17 protein-coding genes are annotated in these 20954 nt (G+C 70.4%); 5 read left to right on the forward strand and 12 right to left on the reverse strand.

Annotation, left to right across the window (positions count from 1 at the left end; translation table 11 throughout):
- Positions 1–47: 47 nt before the first annotated feature.
- Genes IG62_RS0101795 through IG62_RS0101820 form a run of 6 tightly spaced genes read right to left on the reverse strand, consistent with a single transcriptional unit; the run spans position 48 to position 8943 of the window.
- Entirely contained in the window at positions 48–1412 is a 1365-nt protein-coding gene (locus IG62_RS0101795; RefSeq protein ID WP_037837631.1) for an MATE family efflux transporter, read from the reverse strand.
- Positions 1409–2227: a thioesterase II family protein gene (locus IG62_RS0101800; RefSeq protein WP_051797415.1), complete on the reverse strand. Its 819-nt coding sequence runs from the start codon at positions 2225–2227 to the stop codon at positions 1409–1411. The genes IG62_RS0101795 and IG62_RS0101800 overlap by 4 nt, the downstream gene beginning before the upstream one ends.
- Positions 2221–3774 (reverse strand): class I tRNA ligase family protein, encoded by a 1554-nt coding sequence (locus tag IG62_RS0101805; RefSeq protein WP_234326156.1) that lies wholly within the window; start codon positions 3772–3774, stop codon positions 2221–2223. Before IG62_RS0101805 ends, IG62_RS0101800 begins: the two co-directional genes overlap by 7 nt.
- Entirely contained in the window at positions 3741–4097 is a 357-nt protein-coding gene (locus IG62_RS0101810; RefSeq protein ID WP_030796662.1) for a cupin domain-containing protein, read from the reverse strand. The genes IG62_RS0101805 and IG62_RS0101810 overlap by 34 nt, the downstream gene beginning before the upstream one ends.
- A complete protein-coding gene (locus IG62_RS0101815; protein ID WP_051797417.1) occupies positions 4094–5464 on the reverse strand; it encodes a lysine N(6)-hydroxylase/L-ornithine N(5)-oxygenase family protein in 1371 nt (456 codons plus the stop codon). Before IG62_RS0101815 ends, IG62_RS0101810 begins: the two co-directional genes overlap by 4 nt.
- Entirely contained in the window at positions 5461–8943 is a 3483-nt protein-coding gene (locus tag IG62_RS0101820; RefSeq protein ID WP_030796668.1) for a non-ribosomal peptide synthetase, read from the reverse strand. The genes IG62_RS0101815 and IG62_RS0101820 overlap by 4 nt, the downstream gene beginning before the upstream one ends.
- Positions 8944–10052: 1109 nt before the next feature.
- Between IG62_RS0101820 and IG62_RS0101825 the strand changes: the two genes are divergently transcribed.
- Positions 10053–10976: an NADP-dependent oxidoreductase gene (locus IG62_RS0101825; RefSeq protein ID WP_030796671.1), complete on the forward strand. Its 924-nt coding sequence runs from the start codon at positions 10053–10055 to the stop codon at positions 10974–10976.
- Between the two features lie 112 nt (positions 10977–11088).
- On the forward strand, positions 11089–12015 hold the full coding sequence (locus IG62_RS0101830) for an AraC family transcriptional regulator (protein WP_030796673.1): 927 nt from the start codon (positions 11089–11091) through the stop codon (positions 12013–12015).
- A 299-nt stretch (positions 12016–12314) separates the two neighbouring features.
- Here the strand turns inward: IG62_RS0101830 and IG62_RS0101835 are convergent, their stop codons facing one another.
- On the reverse strand, positions 12315–13061 hold the full coding sequence (locus IG62_RS0101835; RefSeq protein WP_030796675.1) for a phosphotransferase family protein: 747 nt from the start codon (positions 13059–13061) through the stop codon (positions 12315–12317).
- 297 nt (positions 13062–13358) lie between these two features.
- On the opposite strand from IG62_RS0101835, the gene IG62_RS0101840 reads away from it, so the two are divergent.
- On the forward strand, positions 13359–14138 hold the full coding sequence (locus IG62_RS0101840) for an SDR family NAD(P)-dependent oxidoreductase (RefSeq protein WP_030796677.1): 780 nt from the start codon (positions 13359–13361) through the stop codon (positions 14136–14138).
- A 203-nt stretch (positions 14139–14341) separates the two neighbouring features.
- Here the strand turns inward: IG62_RS0101840 and IG62_RS44035 are convergent, their stop codons facing one another.
- The 4 genes from IG62_RS44035 to IG62_RS0101865 all read right to left on the reverse strand — a co-directional run bounded on the left by IG62_RS44035 (position 14342) and on the right by IG62_RS0101865 (position 18540).
- The gene (locus IG62_RS44035; protein WP_078871741.1) at positions 14342–14797 is read right to left on the reverse strand and encodes a DUF5946 family protein; all 456 of its coding nucleotides are present in this window, start codon (positions 14795–14797) and stop codon (positions 14342–14344) included.
- Positions 14798–14848: 51 nt separating this feature from the next.
- On the reverse strand, positions 14849–16099 hold the full coding sequence (locus IG62_RS0101850) for an MFS transporter (protein ID WP_234326159.1): 1251 nt from the start codon (positions 16097–16099) through the stop codon (positions 14849–14851).
- A 420-nt stretch (positions 16100–16519) separates the two neighbouring features.
- Positions 16520–17563, reverse strand: a complete 1044-nt coding sequence (locus IG62_RS0101855) for a hydroxymethylglutaryl-CoA reductase (RefSeq protein WP_199812389.1) — start codon at positions 17561–17563, stop codon at positions 16520–16522.
- A gap of 497 nt (positions 17564–18060) precedes the next feature.
- Positions 18061–18540, reverse strand: a complete 480-nt coding sequence (locus IG62_RS0101865; protein WP_030796683.1) for a GNAT family N-acetyltransferase — start codon at positions 18538–18540, stop codon at positions 18061–18063.
- Positions 18541–18613: 73 nt separating this feature from the next.
- Here IG62_RS0101865 and IG62_RS42985 point away from each other — a divergent pair, with 73 nt between their 5' ends.
- Positions 18614–18883 (forward strand): hypothetical protein, encoded by a 270-nt coding sequence (locus IG62_RS42985; RefSeq protein WP_158794943.1) that lies wholly within the window; start codon positions 18614–18616, stop codon positions 18881–18883.
- Positions 18884–19144: 261 nt separating this feature from the next.
- Here the strand turns inward: IG62_RS42985 and IG62_RS0101875 are convergent, their stop codons facing one another.
- Positions 19145–20041 carry an NAD(P)H-binding protein gene (locus IG62_RS0101875; RefSeq protein WP_030796685.1) on the reverse strand — a complete coding sequence of 299 codons (897 nt, stop codon included), beginning with the start codon at positions 20039–20041 and terminating at the stop codon, positions 19145–19147.
- Between the two features lie 68 nt (positions 20042–20109).
- Here IG62_RS0101875 and IG62_RS0101880 point away from each other — a divergent pair, with 68 nt between their 5' ends.
- Positions 20110–20919, forward strand: a complete 810-nt coding sequence (locus IG62_RS0101880) for a LysR family transcriptional regulator (protein ID WP_030796687.1) — start codon at positions 20110–20112, stop codon at positions 20917–20919.
- Positions 20920–20954: the final 35 nt, after the last annotated feature.

Below are 20954 nucleotides of genomic sequence, written 5' to 3' on the forward strand. Positions count from 1 at the left end.
GGTCGAATCCGCTGACCAGGGCCCCGTCCGAGGCAGGGGGCAGTTCCTCAGCTTCGTACCGCCCCCGTCACCAGCCAGGCCTCGCCGTGGGCGCGCCAGGCGAGTGTGGCGAGGCGGGCGAGCATCCATACGCCGATCGCGAGCCACAGGGCCACGAGTCCGCCGCCCGCCAGGTGGACCGCGCCGGCCGCCGGGAGGAAGACGAGGGTGGTCAGGACGCCGGCCACGGCGAGGAAGCGCATGTCGCCGGCGCCGATCAGTACCCCGTCGAGGACGAACACGGGTCCTGCCACGACTTGGAGGACGGCCACCACGACGAGCGCGCTCAGCAGGAGGGACCGCACGTGCGGCTCCATGCCGAACAGTGCGGGCAGCCAGGGGCGGACGGCAAGGAGCAGGAGGCCGAGGGCCGTGCCGGAGACGAGGCCCCACTGGGTCATCCGCCAGGTCGCCGCGCGGGCCGCGGGCGCGTCGCCGGCGCCCAGACAGCGGCCGGTGATCGCCTGCCCGGCGATGGCGATGGCGTCGAGAGCCAGGGCGAGGAACCACCACACCTGGAAAGCCACCTGGTAGGCGGCGATCTCGTCGTCTCCCATCGCTGTGGCGACGACCGTACCGGCGACCAGGACGACGCGCAGGGTGAGCGTGCGGACGACGAGGTTCACCCCGGCCGTCGCGGCGGCGCGGAGCCCCGCCAGGTCTGGGCGCAGCGGGGCCCCGTGGCGGTGCGCGGCGCGCAGCACCGTGGCCACGTAGACGGCGCCGCCGGCGGTCTGGGCGACCACGGTGCCCCATGCGGAGCCGGCGATGCCCCAGTGGAAGCCGTAGACGAAGGCCGCGTTGAGCGCGGCGTTGCCCGCGAAGGTGGCCACGGAGACGGCCAGCGGCGTGCGGGTGTCCTGCAGCCCGCGCAGTACGCCGGTGCTGGCCAGGGCCACGAGCATGCCGGGTACGCCGAAGAGGCTGATGCGCAGGTATGTCTCGGCGTGCGGGCTGACGGCCGCGGAGGCGCCGAACGCGTCGACGACGGCTGGGGCCAGTGGCCAGCCCGCGAGGATGACCAGCAGGCCGATGCCGACGGCCAGCCAGATGCCGTCGAGGCCTTGGCGGATGGCCTGGTCGAGTCGGCCGGCGCCGACCAGTCGGGCCACGGCGGCGGTGGTGCCGTAGGCGAGGAAGATGCAGATGTTCACCAGGGTGCCGATCGCCTGGCCGGCGACACCAAGGCCGCCGAGTGGAGCGGTGCCCAGGTGCCCGACGATGGCGGAGTCGGTGAGCAGGAAGAGGGGTTCGGCCACGAGCGCGCCGAACGCCGGCAGGGCAAGGCGCCAGATCTCCCGGTCGTGGGCGCGCGCGGAGACCCTCGGGGAGGCGGGGGTGGGGGCGGGGGCTCGGTCGGGCGGTGGGGTCATCCGTGCTCCGGGGTGTCGGGCCGGTCGGGGGCCGTGTCGCGGCGGCGGTCCAGTGCGCCCGCGATGGTGCGCAGGAGGTCGGCGCGGGCCGCTCGGTGCGAGAACGGGAAGAAGTGGCCGCCGGGTACGCGGTGGGCGGTGAAGGGTCCGCGGGTGCAGGCGCCCCAGGCCTGGACCGATGCCCAGGCCACCACGGTGTCGTCCGCGCCGGCGAAGGCGGTGACCGGGCAGTTGAGGCGGCTTCCGGGGCGGTGCCGGTAGGAGTCGGTGAGGGCGAAGTCGGCCCGTACGGCGGGTAGGAGGAGCTGCAGCAGTTCGTCGCTGTCGAGGACGGGGGCCGGGGTGCCGCCCAGGGCGCGCAGTCTGGACTTGAGTTCCGCGTCGGTGGGCTCGCGCTGCGGTGGTGAGCCGGTCCGTCCGGCCGCGGCGCGGGCGGCTACGGGGAAGAGGTGACTCACGGGCGTGCCTTCGCGTTCCAGGCGGAGGGCGAGTTCGAAGGCGAGGACGGCGCCGAAGCTGTGCCCGAGGAGTGCCAGGGGCCGCCCGGCGTGGGGTCGGACGGCGTCCATGAGGTCGGCGAGGAGGGTGTCGAGGTCGGTCTGGGGGTGCTCGTCGGTGCGCAGACCGTGGCCGGGTGGTTCGTAGGCGAACGCTTCGATGGTGGCGGGCAGGTCCTCCTCCCAGCCGCTGAACAGGCCGGCCGAGGCGCCGGCACCGGGCAGGCACACCAGCGCCGTGGCCCCGGTGTGCCTGGCACCCGGCGGCGAAGGCGAGGGCAAACGGGAAAGCGCGGGGGCGGGGAGGATCGTCACCACGAGGCGGGCACCTCCCCGCGCCCGGGGTCCTGCCCGGTGGTGCCGTAGCGCTCCCGCAGCTCGTCGGCGAGGCCGGGGAGCAGGGGCGCGGCCCAGGTGGCGAGGACCCGCAGGCCGTGGAGGGCCAGGGCGGGGTCGGTGGTGGCGCGGCCGGAGAGCAGGGCGAGCAGGTGGGCGGTGGTCTCGGCGGCCTGGCGGAGGCTGAAGGTCTCCAGGGTGTAGGCGCGTTGCATGCGGTCGCGGTAGCGGTCGAGGACCTCGGTGGTGGTCGGGTCGGGTGCGGCGGGCCGGTCGTAGGCGGTCAGGGCGGTGTGCAGTGCGGCGAGGGGGCGTTGCAGCCGGGTGTCGACGGTGGTGAGGAAGTTCCTCTCCGAGAAGTCGGCGGGCTGGTGTTCGGGGTTGGACAGGGCGAGGTGGAAGCGGACGGCATCGGCGCCGTGCTTGGTGACGAGGTCGCGGGCCCAGATGAGGTGGCCCCGGCTGGTGGAGAACTTGGCGCCCTCCAAGTGGAGGAACTCGTTGGTGATGATCGCGGCCGGTTCGGTCAGGCTGCCGTGGGCGAAGCGCAGGCCGAGGTGGGCGAAGGCGAAGTAGAAGGTGTTGTCGTAGCCGAGGAACTGCACCAGTTCGTCACCGGAGTGGTGGGCCCCAAGGTCCGGTGCCGGCCGGCCCGGGGCGAGCCCCGCGCGGGCGGTGGCGGCCATGTGGGTCAGGCCCGGCAGCATTTCGGCCCAGACGTTGAGGACCTGGCCGGGGAAGCCGTCGACCGGGACGGGTATGCCCCAGTCGGCGGGGTAGCTCACGGGGAAGTCGGGCAGCGGCCGGGCCAGCATCTCCTCGACGAAACGCAACACATGCGGCCGCATGGTGGCCCGGTGCCGGGTGTAGTAGGCCTCGAACCGGTCCCGGTAGTCCTCCAGGGGCAGGACGAGGATGTCGGTCCGGCGGGGTTCGGTGGCGGCCTGCTCGGCGGCGCCGCTGGGTGCCTGGTACAGCAGGGTGGCCGGCTCGTTGGGATGGCCGCAGGTTTCGCAGATCGCGCCGCAGGTCTCGGCCAGGCAATCGGGGCAGTACCCCGTGGTGAACCCTTCGAGGAGGTGGTGCCCGGTGGCCGGGTCGTAGGGGAAGGTCCAGGTGCGCCGGGCGAGGCGGCCGGCACGGTGGAGTTGGGCGAAGAAGTCACGGACATGGGCGCGATATGCCTGGTCCGGGGTGGTGAAGGCGTCGACGGCGATGTCGGCGAGGCGGAGGGTTTCGCGGATGTCGCGGTTGCAGCGTGCGGCGAGTTCGGTGGGTTCGACGCCCAGCCGCCGCGCCGTGGTGACCACGTAGCTTTGGTGGTCGTCGCCGCCGGTGACGTACAGGGCGGTATGGCCCAGCATGCGCTGGGCCCGGCAGAAGACGTCGGCGGCGAGGTAGGGGCCCGAGAGGTGACCGAGGTGCAGGTCGCCGTTGGTGGTCGGGGGCGTGGCGGTGACGAGGAAGGAGCGGGGGCGCGTTGTGCGCTCGGCGGTCATCGGGCCGCCCCGAAGGGGCCCATCGACCATACGGACACCATTTCCAGTTCCTCCTCGGCGGAGGTGTTCTCGAAGTGGTGGCGCCGGTGGGAGTCGACGACGAAGGCGTCGCCGGGGCCGATGGCCGTGCTCCCACCGTCGAGGTGGAGCAGGCCGGTGCCGCGGACGACGTAGAAGTGCTCGTGGTCGGCGTGGGAATGGGGCGTGGTGGTGGCGGCGGGGGCGACGGTGCACACGCCCATGCCGGCCTCGGAAGGGCCCGTCGAGCCCCAGGGCAGGATCCGGCGGAAGTCGCAGCCGTACTCCTGTGTCGTCGCGGCGTCGGCTCGCCGCTGAATGGGGGTGCTGCTCACGCGTCGGCTCCTTCGAGGGCGTCGGAGAGGGGAAGTTGTCCGGGGCCGGCCGGGTCGGGGCGGGGGCCGAAGACGGAGTCGAGGATGCGGGCGGACCGGTGGGCGAGGACGGACAGCAGGGTGCTGCTCAGGCCGTGGGAGTGCTCGGCGGCGCCGTGCAGGAAGATGCGGGGCCGGCAGTCGGCGGTCGTTTCCACGGAGTAGTCACGCCGGATGCGCAGGGTGCCGTCGGGGGCGCGCAGGAGCAGGGGTTCGAGGCCGGTCAGCAGGTCACCGGCCTCGCGGAAGTCGTAGCCGGTGGCCAGGACGACGGCGTCGAACCGGCTGGTGAGGGCCTGCCCGCTGGAGGGGGCGCGCAGGGTGACGAGGGCGGTCGGGCCGTCGGCCCGGCAGGCCGCCAGTTCCGTGAACCGGCACAGGCGCAGCCGGTCCTCGCCGCGGACGCGCTGGTCGTAGAGGAGCTCGGCGATGGCGCGAATGTCCTCGTCGTCGACGGCCGCGTAGTTGGTGGTGCGCAGCTCGGCCAGGATGGTGTGGCGGCGGGTGTCGTCGGCGGCGTGGAAGAGGTCGACGGACGCCGGGTCGAAGATCTCGTTGGCCAGCGGACTGCTGTTGGCGGGGACGAGGGCGAACCCGCGGTGGGCCAGGGTGATGTCGGCGTAGGGGAATTCGCGGGCCAGGTAGCGGAAGACCTCCGCGGCGCTCTGGCCGGCTCCGACGACGAGGAAGCGGTGGGGCAGGTCGCGGCCGCGCTGGTGGAAGCGGTCGATGCTGGGCAGGAAAGTGCTGCTGTGGAAGGTGACACCGCTGTCGAGGGCGTCGCGCTCGACCCCGGCCGGAACGACGGGCCGGCCGCCGGGTGCCAGGGACACGTGGTCGGCGGCGATGGTGTGCTTGTCCCCGGTGATGTCGCGGTAGTCGACCTCCAGGTGGCTGACGCCCCCGTCGGTACCGGTGACCGGCCGGACCCGTTCCACGAGGTAGCCGTAGGAGACGTGGTGGGCGAGCCGGTCCGCGGCCCAGCCGAAGTAGTCGGCGTATTCGCGTCGGGTGGGGTGCAGGGTGCCGAGGTTGAGGAACTGTTCGAGCCGCCCCTTGCCGACCAGGTAGTTGGTGAAGGAGAACGGGCTGGTGGGGTCCTGGGGGCTGACGAGGTCCTTGAGGAAGGCGATCTGCATCCGGGTGCCGTCCAGGAGCATGTCGGGATGCCAGCTGAAGGCGGGCCGGGCTTCCAGGCAGTGCAGGCGGGCCCGTACGGACGAGGCGCGGGTGGAGTCGCACACGGCGGCGAGCGACAGGTGGGACGGGCCGAAGCCCACGCCGAGCAGCCCGTAGTGCGGGAACCGCCGCAAGGAGGTGCCGGTCACGCGGATCGGCCCTCCTCGTCGGTGCGGAAGGAGGCGAGGTGATGGACGGTGCCCCTGCGGGTGAACAGGTCGCGCAGTGCGAAGGAGAATCCTTGCGCGCGGGCGAGCGAGGTGACCTTGAGCGCCGCCAGGGAGCTGCCGCCCAGTTCCAGGAACGGGGTGTGCACGTCCACGGCGTCGCTGCCGGTGCGCAGAACGGTGGCCCAGATGTCGGCCAGGGCGGCCTCGTTCGGGGTGTCGGGTGGGGCGGTGGGCCCGCCGGGAAGGGGCCGTGGAGTCGTGGCGGCGGGTGCCGTCTCCTGCGCAGGGCGGGGCGGCAGGCAGCCGGCGACGCGGTCGAGGAGTTTGCCGAGGGGTTCGCCACCGCCGTCGGCGATCGCCTCCAGGACGTCGCGGAAGGCGCCCATGACGCGGTCGACGGTCTCGCGGTCGAAGTGGGCGAGGTCGTACTCGGCCTGGAAGGTCAGCTCGCCCTCGGCCATCACGCCGATGGTGAAGGGGTAGTTGGTCCAGCCGAGGTTGCGCTCGTGCCGTACGGAGATGCCGTCGCGGCCGGCCCACCCGATGCCGTGGGGGATGTTCTCGAAGATCAGCAGCGATTCGAAGAGGGGGCGGCCGCTGGGGACGTCGGGATGCTCCTGGATCAGGGGCAGGGGGTAGTGCTCGTGGGCCCGGGCGGTGACCTGGGTGCGCTGGACATCGTGGAGCCAGCCGGCTACGGGCCGAGCGGGGTCGAGGATGAGCCGCATCGGCAGGATGTTGACGAAGATGCCGGCCATGTCCTCGATGTGGGACAGGCCGACGGGCCGGTGGGTGATGGTCATCCCGAAGCACACGTCGTGCTGTGCGCTGAGCCCGGAGATCACCGTCGCCCAGGCGCCCTGGATGAGGGAGTTGAGGGTGAGCCGGTGGGCCCGTGCGTAGGCCGTCAACCTGTCGGTCAGGTCTGTGCCGACGGGGTAGGCGGCGCCCGCGTGCATCTCCTGGGGGCTTGCGGACAGGCCGGGCCGGGCCGTACGGCCGATCGTGGTCGGTCCCTCGAAGCCCGCGAGGTGGCCGGTCCAGTAGTCCCGTGAGGCACGGCCGTCCTGGGCGCGGACGAAGGCGACGTAGTCGCTGAAGGGGCGGGTGGCCGGTAGATGGGGCGACGTGCCGCGGCGGCGGGCGTGGTAGATCTCCAGGGAGTCGCGCAGGAGCAGGAAGAGCGACCAGACATCCAGGATGAGGTGGTGGTAGCTCATGACGAGCCGGTGCCGGTCGGCGCCGGTGCGGATGACGGCCAGCCGGAAGAGCGGAGCCTGTTCGTACGCGAAGCCGCGGCGCCGGTCCTCGGCGAGGTGGGCGTCCAACAGGCCGCGTTGCCGCCCCTCAGGCATGCTCGACCAGTCCAGGACGGTCCACTCCAACGCGGCCTGCCGCTGGACGACCTGTAAGGGTTCCGCCAAACCCTTCACCGCGATCCACGACCGCAGAATCTCGTGCCGGCCGACGACCTCCTGCCAGGCCCGGTGGTAGGCGTCGAGATCGAGCTCGCCTTCGAGGGTGTAGAGGAACTGCTCGACGTAGACGCCCGAGTCGGGGTCGAGCAACGAGTGGAAGAGCATGCCCTTCTGCATCTCGGTGACGGGGTGCACCGTGGCGATGCCCTCGGGCTCGGCGGCGATCCGCCGTACGACCTGGAGGTCCTCGTCGGCCACCGTGAAGGGCCCGGCGACGAACGCGCCGTCGAAATCGCCGCGGTCACGGAGCCGTTCCTCGACGACGGCCGCGGTCTCCGCGATCGTCGGCGTGGCGAAGAACTGGGTGGAACTCAGCCCCAGCCCCTTCGTATTGGCCTTCGCACTGATGAGGAAGCCCTGGATGGAGTCGCCGCCGAGCGCGAGGAAGTCGTCGTGGATGCCGACCCGCGGCAGGGCGAGCACCTCCTCCCACAGCCCGCACAGGTACCGCTCCACCTCGTTGCGCGGCGGGTGGTACTCCTCCGACAGCTCCAGCCGGACCCCGTCCTGGCCGGCCAGCGCCCGGCGGTCCACCTTGCCGTTGTGCGTGAGCGGGATGGTGTCGACGACCGTGAAGGCGGCAGGGACCATGTAGTCGGGCAGCAGTCCCGCGAGGCGGGCGCGGATGTCGGCCGCGGTCGGTGGTGTGCCGTCGCAGGTGAGGTAGGCGACCAGGCGCTGGTGGCCGCCCGCGCCCCGGCGACCCACGGCGACGGCCGCGCTGACACCGGGGACCTCGCGTAATCGGGCCTCCACTTCGCCGAGTTCCACCCGGTAGCCGGCAATCTTGACCTGGTCGTCCAGGCGGCCGAGGAGCTCCAGACGGCCGTCGGCCGCCAGCCGGCCCAGGTCGCCGGTGCGGAACAGCCGGCCGTGCGGGCTGTCGGTGAACTTCGCCTGCGTCAGCTCGGGCAAGCGGTCGTAACCCTCGGCCATACCGGCACCCGTGAGGCACAGTTCCCCGGTCTCGCCGTCGGGCACCGGGCGCAGGTCCTCGTCCAGGATCAGCGGGGTGAGTTCGGCGGGCCTTCCGACCGGCACGAAACCGTCGTACGTGGCGCCGGGCCGGCATTCCCAATAACCGGCATACAACGCTTCCGTCAGGCCGTAGACGTTGAACAGCCGGGCCGACAGACCGACCGAGAAGAACGCCTCCGGCAGCGATCCGGGCATCGCATCACTGCTGCAAAAGACGTACTTCAGCGAGGAGAGGGACGCGAAGCGGGGGTTGTCCAGCATGCCGGAGAGCAGCGCCGGCACCACCATCAGCGTCGTCACCCGGCCCGCGTCGAGCCATTCGACGAGGCGGTCCGGATCCTTGTGCTCACCGGGCGGCACGACCACGGCGGTGCCGCCGGAGAGCATGGGCCAGAAGACCTCCCGCACCAGGTTGGTGATGCTGAGTGTGGTCCGCAGCAGGTGCCGGTCACCGCGGTCCAGGGGGAACGTCCGCTGCAGCCACTGTTGTCCGCTGAGCAGGGCGCGGTGGGTGAGCATGACGCCCTTGGGAACGCCCGTGGAGCCGGAGGTGTAGAAGATGAACGCGAGGGCGTCGTCGGCCAGGCGCACGGGTGTGGCGGGTGGTGCAGGGACCTCGTGCAGCAGGTCCTCGACGGCGACGGCACGCACACCGGACGGCCAGGGCGCACCGATCAGGGCGCGTTCGGTGAGCACGACGCGGGCCCGGGAGAACTCCAGGATCGTCCGGCGCCGCTCCGCCGGATCCTCCGGGTCGACGGGCACACAGACCGCGCCGGCGCGCAGCAGGCCGAACAGGGCCGGCCACAACCGCAGGGACCGCGTCAGATGCAGGCCCACGCGGTCACCGGGCCGCACGCCCAGCAACGCCAACCCGGCCGAGACCCGGTCGGCACCGGTCTCGGCCTGTCCGAAGGTCAGGGTGTCATCGCCGAGGAGCGCGGCGATCCCTTCCCCGTCCGTCCGTGCCTGGGTGGTCAGCAGATCGTGCAGAAACGGCATGGAGAAACCACCGATCTCCGCCAGTCGCGGAAAAGTCTGAGTGGGACTGCGCTGCACACGTGAGGACTGCGCTGCATACGTAAGGAAGCGTGGGAACGGCCTGATGGTCCCGTGCCACAGGCATGTTTAATTGACCCGCCAGGAACGCGGAAGGGCGGGAATCAGACGTCTGCCTGCCCACCGACCCCATGCAGCATCCGACCCGCGAGGGGTGGACCCCACGAGCCTGAACACCCTTGAACCCCATGGCCAGCGCGGCAGTGCAGGAGCCGGGGCCGCCCTCGACCTCCAACACCGCCCGCAGCCTGACGGTGAGGAAGGCCGACGACTCCATGGGGGCCGTGGTGCGCAAGGGGACCCAGAGCACGGCCGGAACGTCCCAGAACGCCACCAACTGGCCCTGGCCATGGGTGACTTCCTTGACAGCCCGGGGGAGTCATGCGCCGTAGACCTGGGCGAACGTGGTGAACGCCGCCCGGGCGCGGCCGCGGTCCTCGGCGTTGCAGATCTCCGGGGAGGGCCTCCTTCCTCCTTGGCTGCGCCGACTTCGGCGCGGAAGCAGAGACATTGGCCGTTTTGTGAACCCAACCTTTTGCCCGTGGGTCTCGGGAGCACCTCGGTCGGCGTTTTCCAGAGGTCCGGGCACCTCCCCACCGCGAGCGAGCACCGGGCGCGCATGCCCCCGCGGGCTTGCCGCTGTCGCTCCACCGGCCTGGCTATTCCTCCGGGCGAATCCAGGCCCGGGCAAGTTCCGCGACCCAGGCGGCCGCCGCATCCGCACCGGGCGGCGGCGCACCGACCACGACGAGTTCGGTGACCCCGCCGCATCAAGTGCCGGCAGGTGCTCCGGGACGCCATCGCTCAGCCACTCGCATCCGCCACCTCCGGGCGCCACCTTAAGTACCAAGCGCGGACGCGCCCGGGCGACATGGCTGGCGTCGGTTGCGGAGGCTCGTTGAAATTCCCCACCCAGGGGCCCCACCCACCTGTCCATGAGGCGCTCGCCACGCGAGACGATCGGACATGCGAGTGAGACTGTGAGCCATTCAGAAGCTCATTCGATCTCCGTACGGTGGACACCACCACACCGAATCAACAGGGAGATCCCGATGCGAGCTGTCATCCAGAACACCTTCGGCGGCCCGGAGGTCCTCAAGGTCACCGAGGTCGAACGCCCCCGCCCGCTCTCCGGCGAGGTACTCATCCGGGTCCACGCCAGCGCGGTCAACCCCGTCGACGCCGCCGTCAGATCCGGTGCGTTCCCGCTCCTGGGCGAGCCGCCGTTCGGCGTCGGCTGGGACATCTCCGGGGTCGTGGAAGAGGCGGGACCCGGCGCCCGGTTCGCGGTGGGCGACGAGGTGTACGGGATGCCGTTCTTCCCCCGCGCCGCCACCGGTTACGCCGAATACGTCGCCGCCCCGTCGCGGCAGGTCGCCCGCAAGCCCACCACCCTCGATCACGTACACGCCGCCGCCCTGCCGCTCGCCGCGCTCACCGCCTGGCAGGGACTGGTGGACGCGGCGCGCATCAAGGAAGGCGACCGGGTGCTGATCCACCGCGCAGCCGGCGGCGTCGGCCACCTCGCCGTGCAGATCGCCAAGGCGCACGGCGCGCACGTCACCGCAATCGCCAGTGCCGCCAGGCACGAGTTCGTGACCAACCTGGGAGCGGACGAGGTGATCGACTACCACACCACCGACTTCACCGACGCGGTAAAGGACGCGGACGTGGTCTTCGATTCCACCGCCCAAGGCGCACGTTCGCTGCGCGCGCTGCGCCCGGGAGGCGTGCTGGTCAGCATCCTCGAACACGGCGACACCGACCTCGCGGCCACCGTCGCGGCGGCCGGTCGGCGCTTCGCCGGAATCTCCGTGGAGCCGGACTACGCAAGCCTGGAGGCGATCGCCGCGCTCGTGGACGCCGGCCGGATCCGCCCCCACGTCGAGCAGACCTTCCCACTGGCCGAGGTCGGCAAGGCACACGAGCTGATCGAGTCGGGGCGGGTGCAGGGCAAGGTCGTACTGACGGTCTGATACGGATACCGGCCGCTCTCTCCCACGAGGGCGGCCGTACCTCTCCCACGAGGGCGGCCGTATCGTTCGTCATCGTTCTCATCGTTCGTCATCGAAGAAGGGGGGAGCGGCGATGGACATCCTCACCGAGGCACTGGCCTCCATGCGCACCGGCAGCCCGGCGTCCGTCCGCACCGACGGCCGCGCACCATGGGGACTGCGGCTGCCGCCGGTCGCGGGGGCGGGATTCCACGTGGTGCTCCACGGAACGTGCTGGCTCGTCCCGCTGGACGACACCCCGCCGATCCCGCTCGGCCCCGGCGACGTGGTCTTCGTACGCGACGGCCGGGGCCACGTCCTCGCCGACCACCCCTCGACACCGGCCGAGGAGCCCCGCCCCGAGCAGTTCAGCGACTCCATGCCCATCGGCTCCGTCTCGCTGGGCGGAGACGGCCCGCGCACCAGCCTGCTGTGCGGCAACTACCACTTGGACCAAGGCCGTCCACACCCCTTGGTCACGCGGCTGCCGGAGATCATCCACCTGCCCACCCGGCACGGCCACCACCCCGAACTCAGCGCCGCCGTCCAGCTGTTGGGCGCCGAACTGGACAACCCGCGCATCGGCTCCGAAGGCATCGTGCCCAGCCTGATCGACTCACTGCTGCTCTACATCCTGCGTGCCTGGCTGGACGACCAACCCACCGACACCACCCAGGGCTGGGCCGCCGCCCTACGCGATGCCGCGGTCGCCCCCGCCCTGGCAGCCATCCACCAGACACCCGCGACGCAGTGGACCGTCGAGTCCCTGGCCACCCGCTCCGGCCTGTCCCGCGCGGCCTTCGCCCGCCGCTTCACCGCACTGATCGGCGAGCCGCCGATGGCCTACCTGACCCGCTGGCGCATGACGAGGGCCGCGCAACTGCTGCAGCAGTCCGACGCACCACTGACGACAGTGGCGGCACAGACCGGATACGGCTCCGAATTCGCCTTCGCCAAGGCATTCAAGCGGGAATTCGGCCTCGCCCCCGGAATGTACCGACGCCAGACACGCGCCGCATGAGCCGCACCCCTGGACTCTCGGTATCTGGCTCGGCCTGCTTTCCGGCCTGGCCACCACCGCCGTACTCCTCCTGTGTCGCTACCACCGGTGCCTGACCGCCCGCCTGACTGAGCTCGTACCGGCACATGACTGCTTCCACGCCCAGGATCCGTTCTCCTCCCGCTCAGCTGAAGATCGCCAGCGGACGCACTTCCAGGACCGCATCCGGCGGGCTCTCTCGTCACGGGGAGCCGGTGCGGCACTTCCACGCGGTAACCTCCAGCGTGCGGCGGTGGTCGGCCCAGTGGCGCCCACGCTCCTCACATCCGGGCTCTCAGTACGTCGACCTCACAGCCCGGCGCGGACGGGTCGAAGCCGTGCTCGATGAGCCAGCGAACCCCCAGCAGGCTTCGCAACGACCACCACCCGCGGATCACGTCGAGGTCGACGTCGGTGCCGTAGCCGGCGATGACGTCGCTGAGGTGCTCCTCGTGTCCGAGCGTGAGGGTGGCGAGGTCGTACAGGGCATCGCCCTGGCCCGCCTCGGACCAGTCGATGATGCCCGTGATCTCGCCGCCGTCGACGAACACGTGAGCGATCTGCAGGTCGCCGTGCGTGAACACCGGTGGCCACGGGCGGAGCGCGGCCTCGGCGACTTGGCGGTTGCGGATGACCAGGTCGGCGGGCAGGAGGCCGTTCGCCATGAGCAGTTCGCACTCGCCGTCGAGGTCCGCCGCCAGCTCGTCGAGGTCCCGGCCGGCCCGACCGGGTCGGGGCGGCAGCTGTGCGTCGTGCAGCTTCCGGATGGCGGCGCCCGCCGCGACCCACGCCGCCGGGGACGCGGTCGACGGCTCGCCGAGGCGGCCGAGCGCCGTCCCCGCGACGGCGGCGATCGCGAGTACGGGTGGCTTGCACCACAGGATCTCCGGGGTCGGGACCGGCGCCAGGGCCATCGCCTCGATCTCGACGTCGATGCGCGCCTGATCGGCGTCCACCTTCAGGAACACGTCGCCGACGCGCAGGGTCGCGCGCTCGGAATGGGCGACGATGACCTTGACCTCATCCATGACGCCCAGTATCCCGGGGTAACCGTCGACGTCGCCCGGTTTTATCGCGTGCGATTGCGCGGCCGACCGCGTCCGCCCTACCCGGTGGCCTCGTGCACGACACCGACAGCTGACCGGGTCAATCCCACCAGTTTTGTGAGGAGTCCTAAGTTGAGGGCACTCTTTGCGTCTCCTCGCCCGATGCTCATGGGACGGCCAGACCTGCTCAGTTGACCTCCCCACCGAACTCGTCCGGCTGATCTCCCCACCCAGTGGGTTCGGTCTCGGGCCCGTGGGCGCGCCGTCTAGGGTGCGGGCATGATCTCGCATAGCTACCTCTCCGAACTGTTCTCGCTGGACAGCCGGGTCGCCGTGGTGACGGGCGGCAGTTCCGGTATCGGCCGAGCGATCGCCGAGGCTCTCGCACGAGCGGGGGCGAGCGTGGTGATCGTGGCACGCAAGGAGGCGGAACTGGCCGCCACGGTCGATGAGCTCGCGGCGAACGGCTGCCGGGCGGCCTGGGTGAGCGCCGACCTGAGCACCCGCGACGGGGTGCGCGCGGCTGCGGAGCAGGCAGCCGAGGTGTTCGGTGAGCCCGACATCCTCGTCAACAGCGCCGGGATCAACCTGCGGCCGCCGATGGGCGAGCTGGGCGAGGAGGTGTGGGACGCCACGATGGCGGTGAATCTGGAGGCGCCTTACTTGTTGGGCCAGCGGTTCGGGCCTGGCATGGCCGAGCGGGGCTTCGGGCGAATCATCCACATCACCTCCCAGCAGGCGCGACGGGCGTTCGTCCAGAGCGGCGCCTACGGAGTCTCCAAGGGGGCGCTGGAGTCACTGGCCCGCTCTCAGGCTGAGGCGTGGTCGCCACACGGCGTCACCTGCAACACGCTGGTGCCCGGCTTCGTCATGACCCCGCTCAACGCACGGTTGGCGTCCGACCCGGAGAAGGTGGCGGCGCTGGCCGAACGCACGATGGTCGGGCGCAACGGCCTGGCCGAGGACTTCGCCGGAGCGGCGGTGTTCCTGGCCAGCCGTGCATCCGGTTACGTCACCGGGCAGGCGATCTTCGTCGACGGCGGGTTCTCCGTTCACTGAGCCCCACACCGCATGAAGCCGAACCGACTGGGGACCACGAGCAGAGCTGGGGATGTTCGGAGAGCGGCGGCAAAGTGCAGTGGCCGGGCCACTGGCAGGGTAGTTTCACCCGCCCTGTCCTTGCCCTGCCCCGGCCCCGCCCCGCCCCCGCCGCCGGTCAGGCATGCCGTGGGTCCGCTCTTCGGTGGGCCCCGGTCTTCCGGTCACATGGTGCGGCTCCATGCGTCGACCGTGGCGGCAGCCCATGCCTTGACGCGTTCCGCGAACTCTTCGGCGGGGAACGTCCCGTCGACAGCGACATCTTCGATCGTGACGGAGAAACGGGATGGCGGCGCGTCCCGGCGCGGCAGCTCCGCGTCGCGGACGACTCGTGCAGGGGTGTTCTTCGCGCGATGGGAGTTGCCACGACGAGCCTGACCGACAAGCTGGTTCACTTCATCGAGGCCGCCTTCGAGATATGCGTGCAGGAGCGCCCAGGCCCTCGCACCATCGTCGGCGGGAAGCCGACTGGGGTGTTGGAGGAGGAAGCAAGAGACTGAGATCCCGTGCAACGGCCCCCATGGTGACTGACGTGCGTGGTCCAACGCGAGCAAGACATTGAACAGGTCGTCACAGGACCGCGACTCCATGGACGCACCGCATTCCGCGCAATGTTTCATGCCTCCTCCTTGATCGTCGATGGCAAGTTCAGTAGGTGGGGGACGGGCGGCTCAGCGCCGCACGCGCTGCAGGCCGCGCACGGCTGGGATCGCCAGCAACAGGACGCAGGCGACGAGCGCCATGGACGCGGACACGCACAGCAGCGGCACCGTCCCCGCGACGACCGCGAACGGCCCTGCCACCGCCTGCCCGACCGGCTTCATCACCAGCGAGCCGGCCGCGTCGTACGCGTGCACCCTGCCGAGGACGGCCTGCGGGACGTGTGTCTGCACGCTCGTGTGGAACATGACGATCCAGAACGCCATGCCCACGCCGCTCACCCCGTAGCACCCGGCGATGAGCGGCGCGGGAAGGCCGAGAGCGACCCCCAACGGCATGAGCGCCCACAGGGGCATGGAGAGGGCGCCGGCCCGGAGTGGATACCGCGGGCGGAGCCTCATCGCGACGATTCCGCCCACCACGCTTCCGGCGCCGAGGGACGACATGACCAGGCCGAACGTCGGCGCCCCGTAGTCGGTGACCAGCGTGCTGTTGCCGAGGGTCATGGTGGGACCGGCGCCCGCCAGCTGCCAGAGCATGAAGACGACGATGACACTCCACAACCAGGTTCTGGCCCGGAACTCCCGCCATCCCTCGACGAGATCGGCCCGGAACGACGAGGCGCCGTCCCGCGCGGCCGGTCCCATCGGGACCGAGCGGAGCAGGAGCAGGCAGGTGCCGCTGACCGCATAGGTCAAGGCGTCGAGGGCGACCACCGTTGCCGGTGAGGAGACCACCAGCAGCAGGCCGGCCAGCGAGGGACCGATGACGGCGGTGACGGACTCCGAGATGCGCAGGGTGGCGTTGGCCTTCAGCACGTCCTGGGCCAGGCGCGGGGTGATGCTGGCGACTCCCGGTTGGAAGAGCGCGCTGCCTGCCCCGACCAGGGCCAGCAGCACCAGGATCTGCCACAACTGCGGCGTACCCAGCAGGAACAGCAGCGCAAGAACCGTCTGGAAACACAGCCGGGCCGTGTCCGAGACGACCATCAGGCGTCGGGCGCCGAAGCGGTCGGACAGCACTCCACCAAAGATGATCAGTGCTGCGAACGGGGCTACGAGCGCGGCCAGCGCATAGCCCACCCCACTCGCCCCGTATCCCGCCCGGATCACGGCGGCCGTGATCGCGACGGGGAGCATCGCGTCGCCCAGCAGAGAGGTGGTGCGGGCGGCGAAGAACAGCCGGAAGTCCGTCGTCCACAGCGGCAGATCGGACGCGGTCTCCTTGACGTGCAGGTCATGGGCCATGTCCGAGCCAGCCACCGTTCACCGTCCCCCGTATGCCGTTGGTCACGACCAGGGCGACACTTTCCTGCCTCGGACGTCCCTCGGTCAACGGAATATCCTCGACAGGCTCAGCAGGACGCAGCGTTCGCCCGACGGGTGCAGCCAGGCGCCGTGGTAACCGCCCACCAGCACGCCGGCGCCGCCGGCTGGAGGCCGCAGCCTCCGCCGCCCTGCCCGCCGCGAGCACCGGTGAGGTGGTGCTCGCGGCCCGACCGAGCACGAACGCCCCCTCCCACAGCGCGATCGCCGAGCCTGACGTCTGGTGCGCGGCCGGCCGGGGGATGCCGCCGCCGCGTAGTGGGCGGCCAGGCCTTCGAGCCAGCGGTCGAAGACCTCCGAAGTGGCCTGCCGCAGCGTCAGAAGAACCGGCTCAGCGCGCGAACCGCTGCTGGAGCACTAGCCTTGTTTGCGTTCCAAGTTCAGGTGCGCGCGCATGAGTTCGCCGGGGTTCGTCAGCGCTGCCATGGTGGAGAGTTCGCCGCACAGCACCGTGGCGGCCGCGATGACGGCGAGTCGGCGTGCGTTCTCTCCCGGCTCGCGCTCGGCCCGGCAGCCGAGTCGCGTCAGATTGGCCTCGACGAAGTCCAGATCCTTGCCGTTGCCGACCGTGCCCACGATCAGGTTCGGCAACGTGCACGAGAAGTAGAGGTCGCCCTCCCGGTCTTCGGCCACGGTCACACCCTGTGAGCCCTCTACGATATTTGCCGCGTCCTGGCCGGTGGCCAGGTAGAAGGCGAGCAGCATGTTCGCGTAGTGCGAGTTGGCCGAGCGTATTCCGCCGGCGAGTAGCGTTCCGATCAGATTCTTGCGCACGTTCAGCTCTGCTATCTTGGCGGCCGTGGTGTGCAGCATTTCGGTGACCACGGTGCGCGGCACGAGCAGTTCGGTTACCACATTCTTTCCGCGACCCAGGATTCCGTTGACGGCGGTCGCTTTCTTGTCGGTGCAATAGTTTCCGGAAATCGATCCGTAGGAAACTCCTGGAACGTTGTCCAGGATGTACGCCAAGAGCGCGTCGGCCGCGAGCGTCGCCATGTTGTGGCCGGACGCGTCACCGGTGGTGAACTCGAACCGGATGAACAGAAGGTTGGCCGCGATCTCGTGCCGGATGCCGACCAGTTCGGCGAATCCGCTGCAGGCGCGCACGACCTTGTTCAAGTCGTCGAACTGCGCGTCGAGCCGGCGCGCGGCTGCGTACGCGGTCTGCGCGTCTTCGGCTTCGACGAGCACCGAGCGGGTCATCCGTTCGTCGACGAGGGTGGCGACGATACCGCGCTCGGTCTGCCGCGATATCTTTGCGCCGCGCCCCACGGAAGGCCACAGAGGTGACTCGTAGGTGGCGAGCGGGACTTCGGTCTCCGTGGTTGCTACATTTCCCGAAATCTTCAGTGGCCCCACCCACCTCATGGGGACCCCGGCAATTCCTTGCATGTCGTTCATCGTGCATTTCCCGTCGTCTGGCGGAGGGCGCGAAGGCACCGGAACACGGGTCCGGCCGCACGCGTCTCGACTCCGCGGTCGGTCCGCAGCAGCGTAGAGTGCCGTTGATCATCAGGGCACACCGGTCCCCACGCGGTGCCAATCCCCTCGGGCATACGCCAGTTGCCTGCGCTTCACCGAAGGCGGTCTGACGAATCGGGGCCGGCGCGAGGGCGATGAGGGGGACGCGCAAAAGAAGCCGCCCGGCGGTCTCGCCGTCGATCCGGCCGACCACGGCCTGGGACGCGCGCGCGGAGGCTTGACCACCAAGCTCCATCTGACCGTCGAACAGGGGTAGTAGCTGATGTCTGTCGTGGTTGTCGGTAGGCAGCGGGGGGAGCCCGCAGGCGGCGCGGGACCGCGGCACCATCCCGATCGTCTCAAGCGGTACCGGGCCGTGGCCATGAGGTACGACAGGCTCGCGGTCCGCTACGAGGCGACCGTCATCGTCGCGGCCATCAATGAGTGGCTGTGACTGCCCGCGGCCCCGCCGGGATGGCGAACTGCAACTCCGGGCGTTCCCAGACAATCTTTGGCGGCGATGGAGCAACTGTCCCGACACGCTTTGCGCCCATGCGCCGGTAGAACTTCTCGGCCGGCGGATGGGCCACCACATGCACGCTCGTCAGCCCGGCCTCCCCGGCCTGGCCGACCATGTGCCCCATCAGATGCCGACCGATGCCCAGGCCCTGCGCCTCATCCGCGACGAATGCCAAGTCCAACTCCGACGGCTCCAGCACGAGGGAGTAGAAGCCCAGTATCCGATCGGATGCATCGACGGCCACGAATACCCGATGGCGGGCGAGGTACTCCGCGGTGACCCGGTAGCCCGAGATGATCGAGGCGTACCGCCCCTGATAGGCACTGGACTGCTGGATCAGCGAGGTGAGGAGCTGCGCATCCTGCGCGACGGCACGCCTGATTGTCGTGGACTGCATCCGCCAGAGTATAGGGGCGCATGCCGTCTTCAGTCATTACATCTTCGGCTCAAGATCCGGCAGGTACCCCCTGGTGGTGCTCTCACCTGGCTTCGATCTTCAGCGCGCCAGACTGACCGGTCTTGCCGAGGACCTGGCCAGTCGTGGTCATCTGGTGGCGCTGGTCGACCACACCTACGAGGCGCTCGGTGTCACCTTCCCCGACGGCCGTACGCTCGCCTGTGCCATCTGCGACCGCCGGGACATCACCCCCAAGGCTGTGGCCGCCAGCAGAGTCAGGGATCTGTCCTTTGTCCTGGACCGGTTGACGTCCCGCCACCTGCCTGGCGGGACGCCCGTCTGATCGACGCCCAGCGCATCGGTATGGCCGGCCACTCTTTCGGCGGTGACGCCACCGCCCTGGCCAAGCCGCCGACCAGCGGATACGGGCCGGCGCCGACCTGGACGGCACCTTCTTCGCGCCGTTCCCGGCAGCCGGTTTGCACCACCGCCCTTCCTTCTGCTCGGCAACCAGCAGGACATGGTCCCGGGCCAGGAGAGCAGCTGGGACGACGCCTGGCAGCACATGAACGGCTGGAAGTGCCAATGAGGGCGGTCTTGGCGCTCATGCCTCGACCGCCGGCTTGAGGACCTGCTCGCACCACTCGCGGAAGGAGGTGGGGCTCGCGGTCCGCGGGGTGCGCGGCACTGCGTCGTCGAGGCCGTCGGCCTTGGCCCGCATCATGTCGAGGTAGCCCTGCACGAGCGCGTCGCTCATGCCTCGTCCCGCCAGTGCCTGGCGCAAGTCGTCGAAGGTCTGCCGTTCGTAGCGGATCGGGCGGCCGAGGACGTCGGACATGGTGCGTGCCAGGTCGTCGGGCGAAAGGTCTTCGGGGCCCAGTACCGGGGCTTCGCCGGTCCCTGTCCACGTGCGGTCGAGGAGCAGTTCGGCGGCGGCCGCGGCGATGTCGCAGGTGGCGACCATCGGTGTCTTGCGGTCGGCCTCGCCGGTGTCGGTGAACACGCCGTGGTCGCGGATCGACGGCACCTGCCACAGCAGGTTGTCGATGAACGTCGGGTTGGCGAGCGCCCGGTAGGCCACGCCGGAACCCGCGATGAGGTCGTCCATGGCCAACGACGCCGTCACATGCCCGGCGCGGCCGGCGACGGGGGTGCCCCGGCCGAGCGCCGAGACACCGACGACGTGCCCAACTCCATGAGCCGTGAACGCCTTCACGGCAGCGTGGGTGAATCCGGAGTACACGGTGTCCAGGCTCGGTGCCTGAGAGTTTGAGGGGACCAGCCAGAAGACGGCGTCCGCGCCGGTGAAGGCCCGGTCGACGACGTCTGCGTCGCCGTGCGAGCCGGTGACCACGTCGACCCGGGCGCGGACCGCGTCGGGGAGTTTGCCGGGGTCACGCACGATGACGCGCAGCTCTTCGCCGTGCGTGCGGGTCTCGTTGAGGAGGATTTCCAGCAGCCGGCCGCCGATCTGGCCGGTGGGAGTGGTGATGACGATCATGCATCGAGTCTCGGGCTGGTTCGCCCGTGGCGTCCAATACCCTTCCCGACGATTGATACCTTCAGGGCATGGATCTGGATCTGCGTAAGCTCCGCTACTTCGCCACGCTGGCCGAGCACCGGCACTTCGGCCGTGCGGCGGAACAGCTCTTCATCGCCCAGCCGGTGCTCAGTCGCCAAATCAAGTCCCTGGAGCAGGAGTTGGGGTGCACGCTGCTCTTACGGACCACCCGCAGTGTGGAGCTGACCGCGGCCGGCAAGCAGCTCTACGAGGACGCGCAGCAGGTCCTTCCGTCGGTCGCCGCGGCGGTCCGCCGTGTCCACGACGTCGATCAGGGTGTCCAACGGCTCGTGGTTGCGTTCTCGCCGGGGCTGCCGGTATCGGAGGCGATCCGGGCGTTCACGTCGCGCCATGCGGATGTCGAGATCGACGTCGTCCCGTCAAGCTGGTGGGAGCCGGACCGGCCGCTTCGGGACGGACGGGCCCAAGTCGGGTATCTGCGACGGCAGTTCGATGAAGCGGGCTTGCGTATCGTTCCCGTCGGTCACGACCCCAGGGTCGCCTGCATGCCCGCGACGCATCCCCTGGCGGGTCGCCCGGAGCTCACTTCCGCGGACCTCGACGGCGAGCGGATGCTCGACGCACCCAAGCGGCGGACGTCGTCGCTTGAGGAGAAGTTCGAGCTCATCGCCTCCGGGCACGGCATCGCCCTCATCCCGTTGAGCGTCGCGCGGTCCTACGCCCGCCCCGACCTGGTCCATCTCCCCGTCACGGACGCCCCTGGGATCGAGACCTGTCTGGCGGTCGCCGCGGACCGGCGCGGCAGGCTGCTGCGCGACTTCCTGGAGATCGCCACGGCGACACTGCGGCGTGCCTGAGCGGTGAGCGCGCTTGACACGCCCGTCCTCGGACC

This window comes from Streptomyces sp. NRRL S-337, from assembly GCF_000720175.1.
Lineage (GTDB): Bacteria > Actinomycetota > Actinomycetes > Streptomycetales > Streptomycetaceae > Streptomyces > Streptomyces siderophoricus.

Excerpts from the sequence above, each read along its gene's own strand:
- IG62_RS0101825 (WP_030796671.1), top strand. The coding sequence starts at position 10,053 with ATGCGAGCTGTCATCCAGAACACCTTCGGCGGCCCGGAGGTCCTCAAG.
- IG62_RS0101820 (WP_030796668.1), bottom strand. The coding sequence starts at position 8,943 with ATGCCGTTTCTGCACGATCTGCTGACCACCCAGGCACGGACGGACGGG.
- IG62_RS0101830 (WP_030796673.1), top strand. The coding sequence starts at position 11,089 with ATGGACATCCTCACCGAGGCACTGGCCTCCATGCGCACCGGCAGCCCG.
- IG62_RS0101865 (WP_030796683.1), bottom strand. The coding sequence starts at position 18,540 with ATGCAGTCCACGACAATCAGGCGTGCCGTCGCGCAGGATGCGCAGCTC.
- IG62_RS0101875 (WP_030796685.1), bottom strand. The coding sequence starts at position 20,041 with ATGATCGTCATCACCACTCCCACCGGCCAGATCGGCGGCCGGCTGCTG.
- IG62_RS0101795 (WP_037837631.1), bottom strand. The coding sequence starts at position 1,412 with ATGACCCCACCGCCCGACCGAGCCCCCGCCCCCACCCCCGCCTCCCCG.
- IG62_RS0101855 (WP_199812389.1), bottom strand. The coding sequence starts at position 17,563 with ATGAACGACATGCAAGGAATTGCCGGGGTCCCCATGAGGTGGGTGGGG.
- IG62_RS0101880 (WP_030796687.1), top strand. The coding sequence starts at position 20,110 with ATGGATCTGGATCTGCGTAAGCTCCGCTACTTCGCCACGCTGGCCGAG.
- IG62_RS44035 (WP_078871741.1), bottom strand. The coding sequence starts at position 14,797 with ATGAAACATTGCGCGGAATGCGGTGCGTCCATGGAGTCGCGGTCCTGT.
- IG62_RS0101805 (WP_234326156.1), bottom strand. The coding sequence starts at position 3,774 with ATGGTCGATGGGCCCCTTCGGGGCGGCCCGATGACCGCCGAGCGCACA.
- IG62_RS0101840 (WP_030796677.1), top strand. The coding sequence starts at position 13,359 with ATGATCTCGCATAGCTACCTCTCCGAACTGTTCTCGCTGGACAGCCGG.
- IG62_RS0101835 (WP_030796675.1), bottom strand. The coding sequence starts at position 13,061 with ATGGATGAGGTCAAGGTCATCGTCGCCCATTCCGAGCGCGCGACCCTG.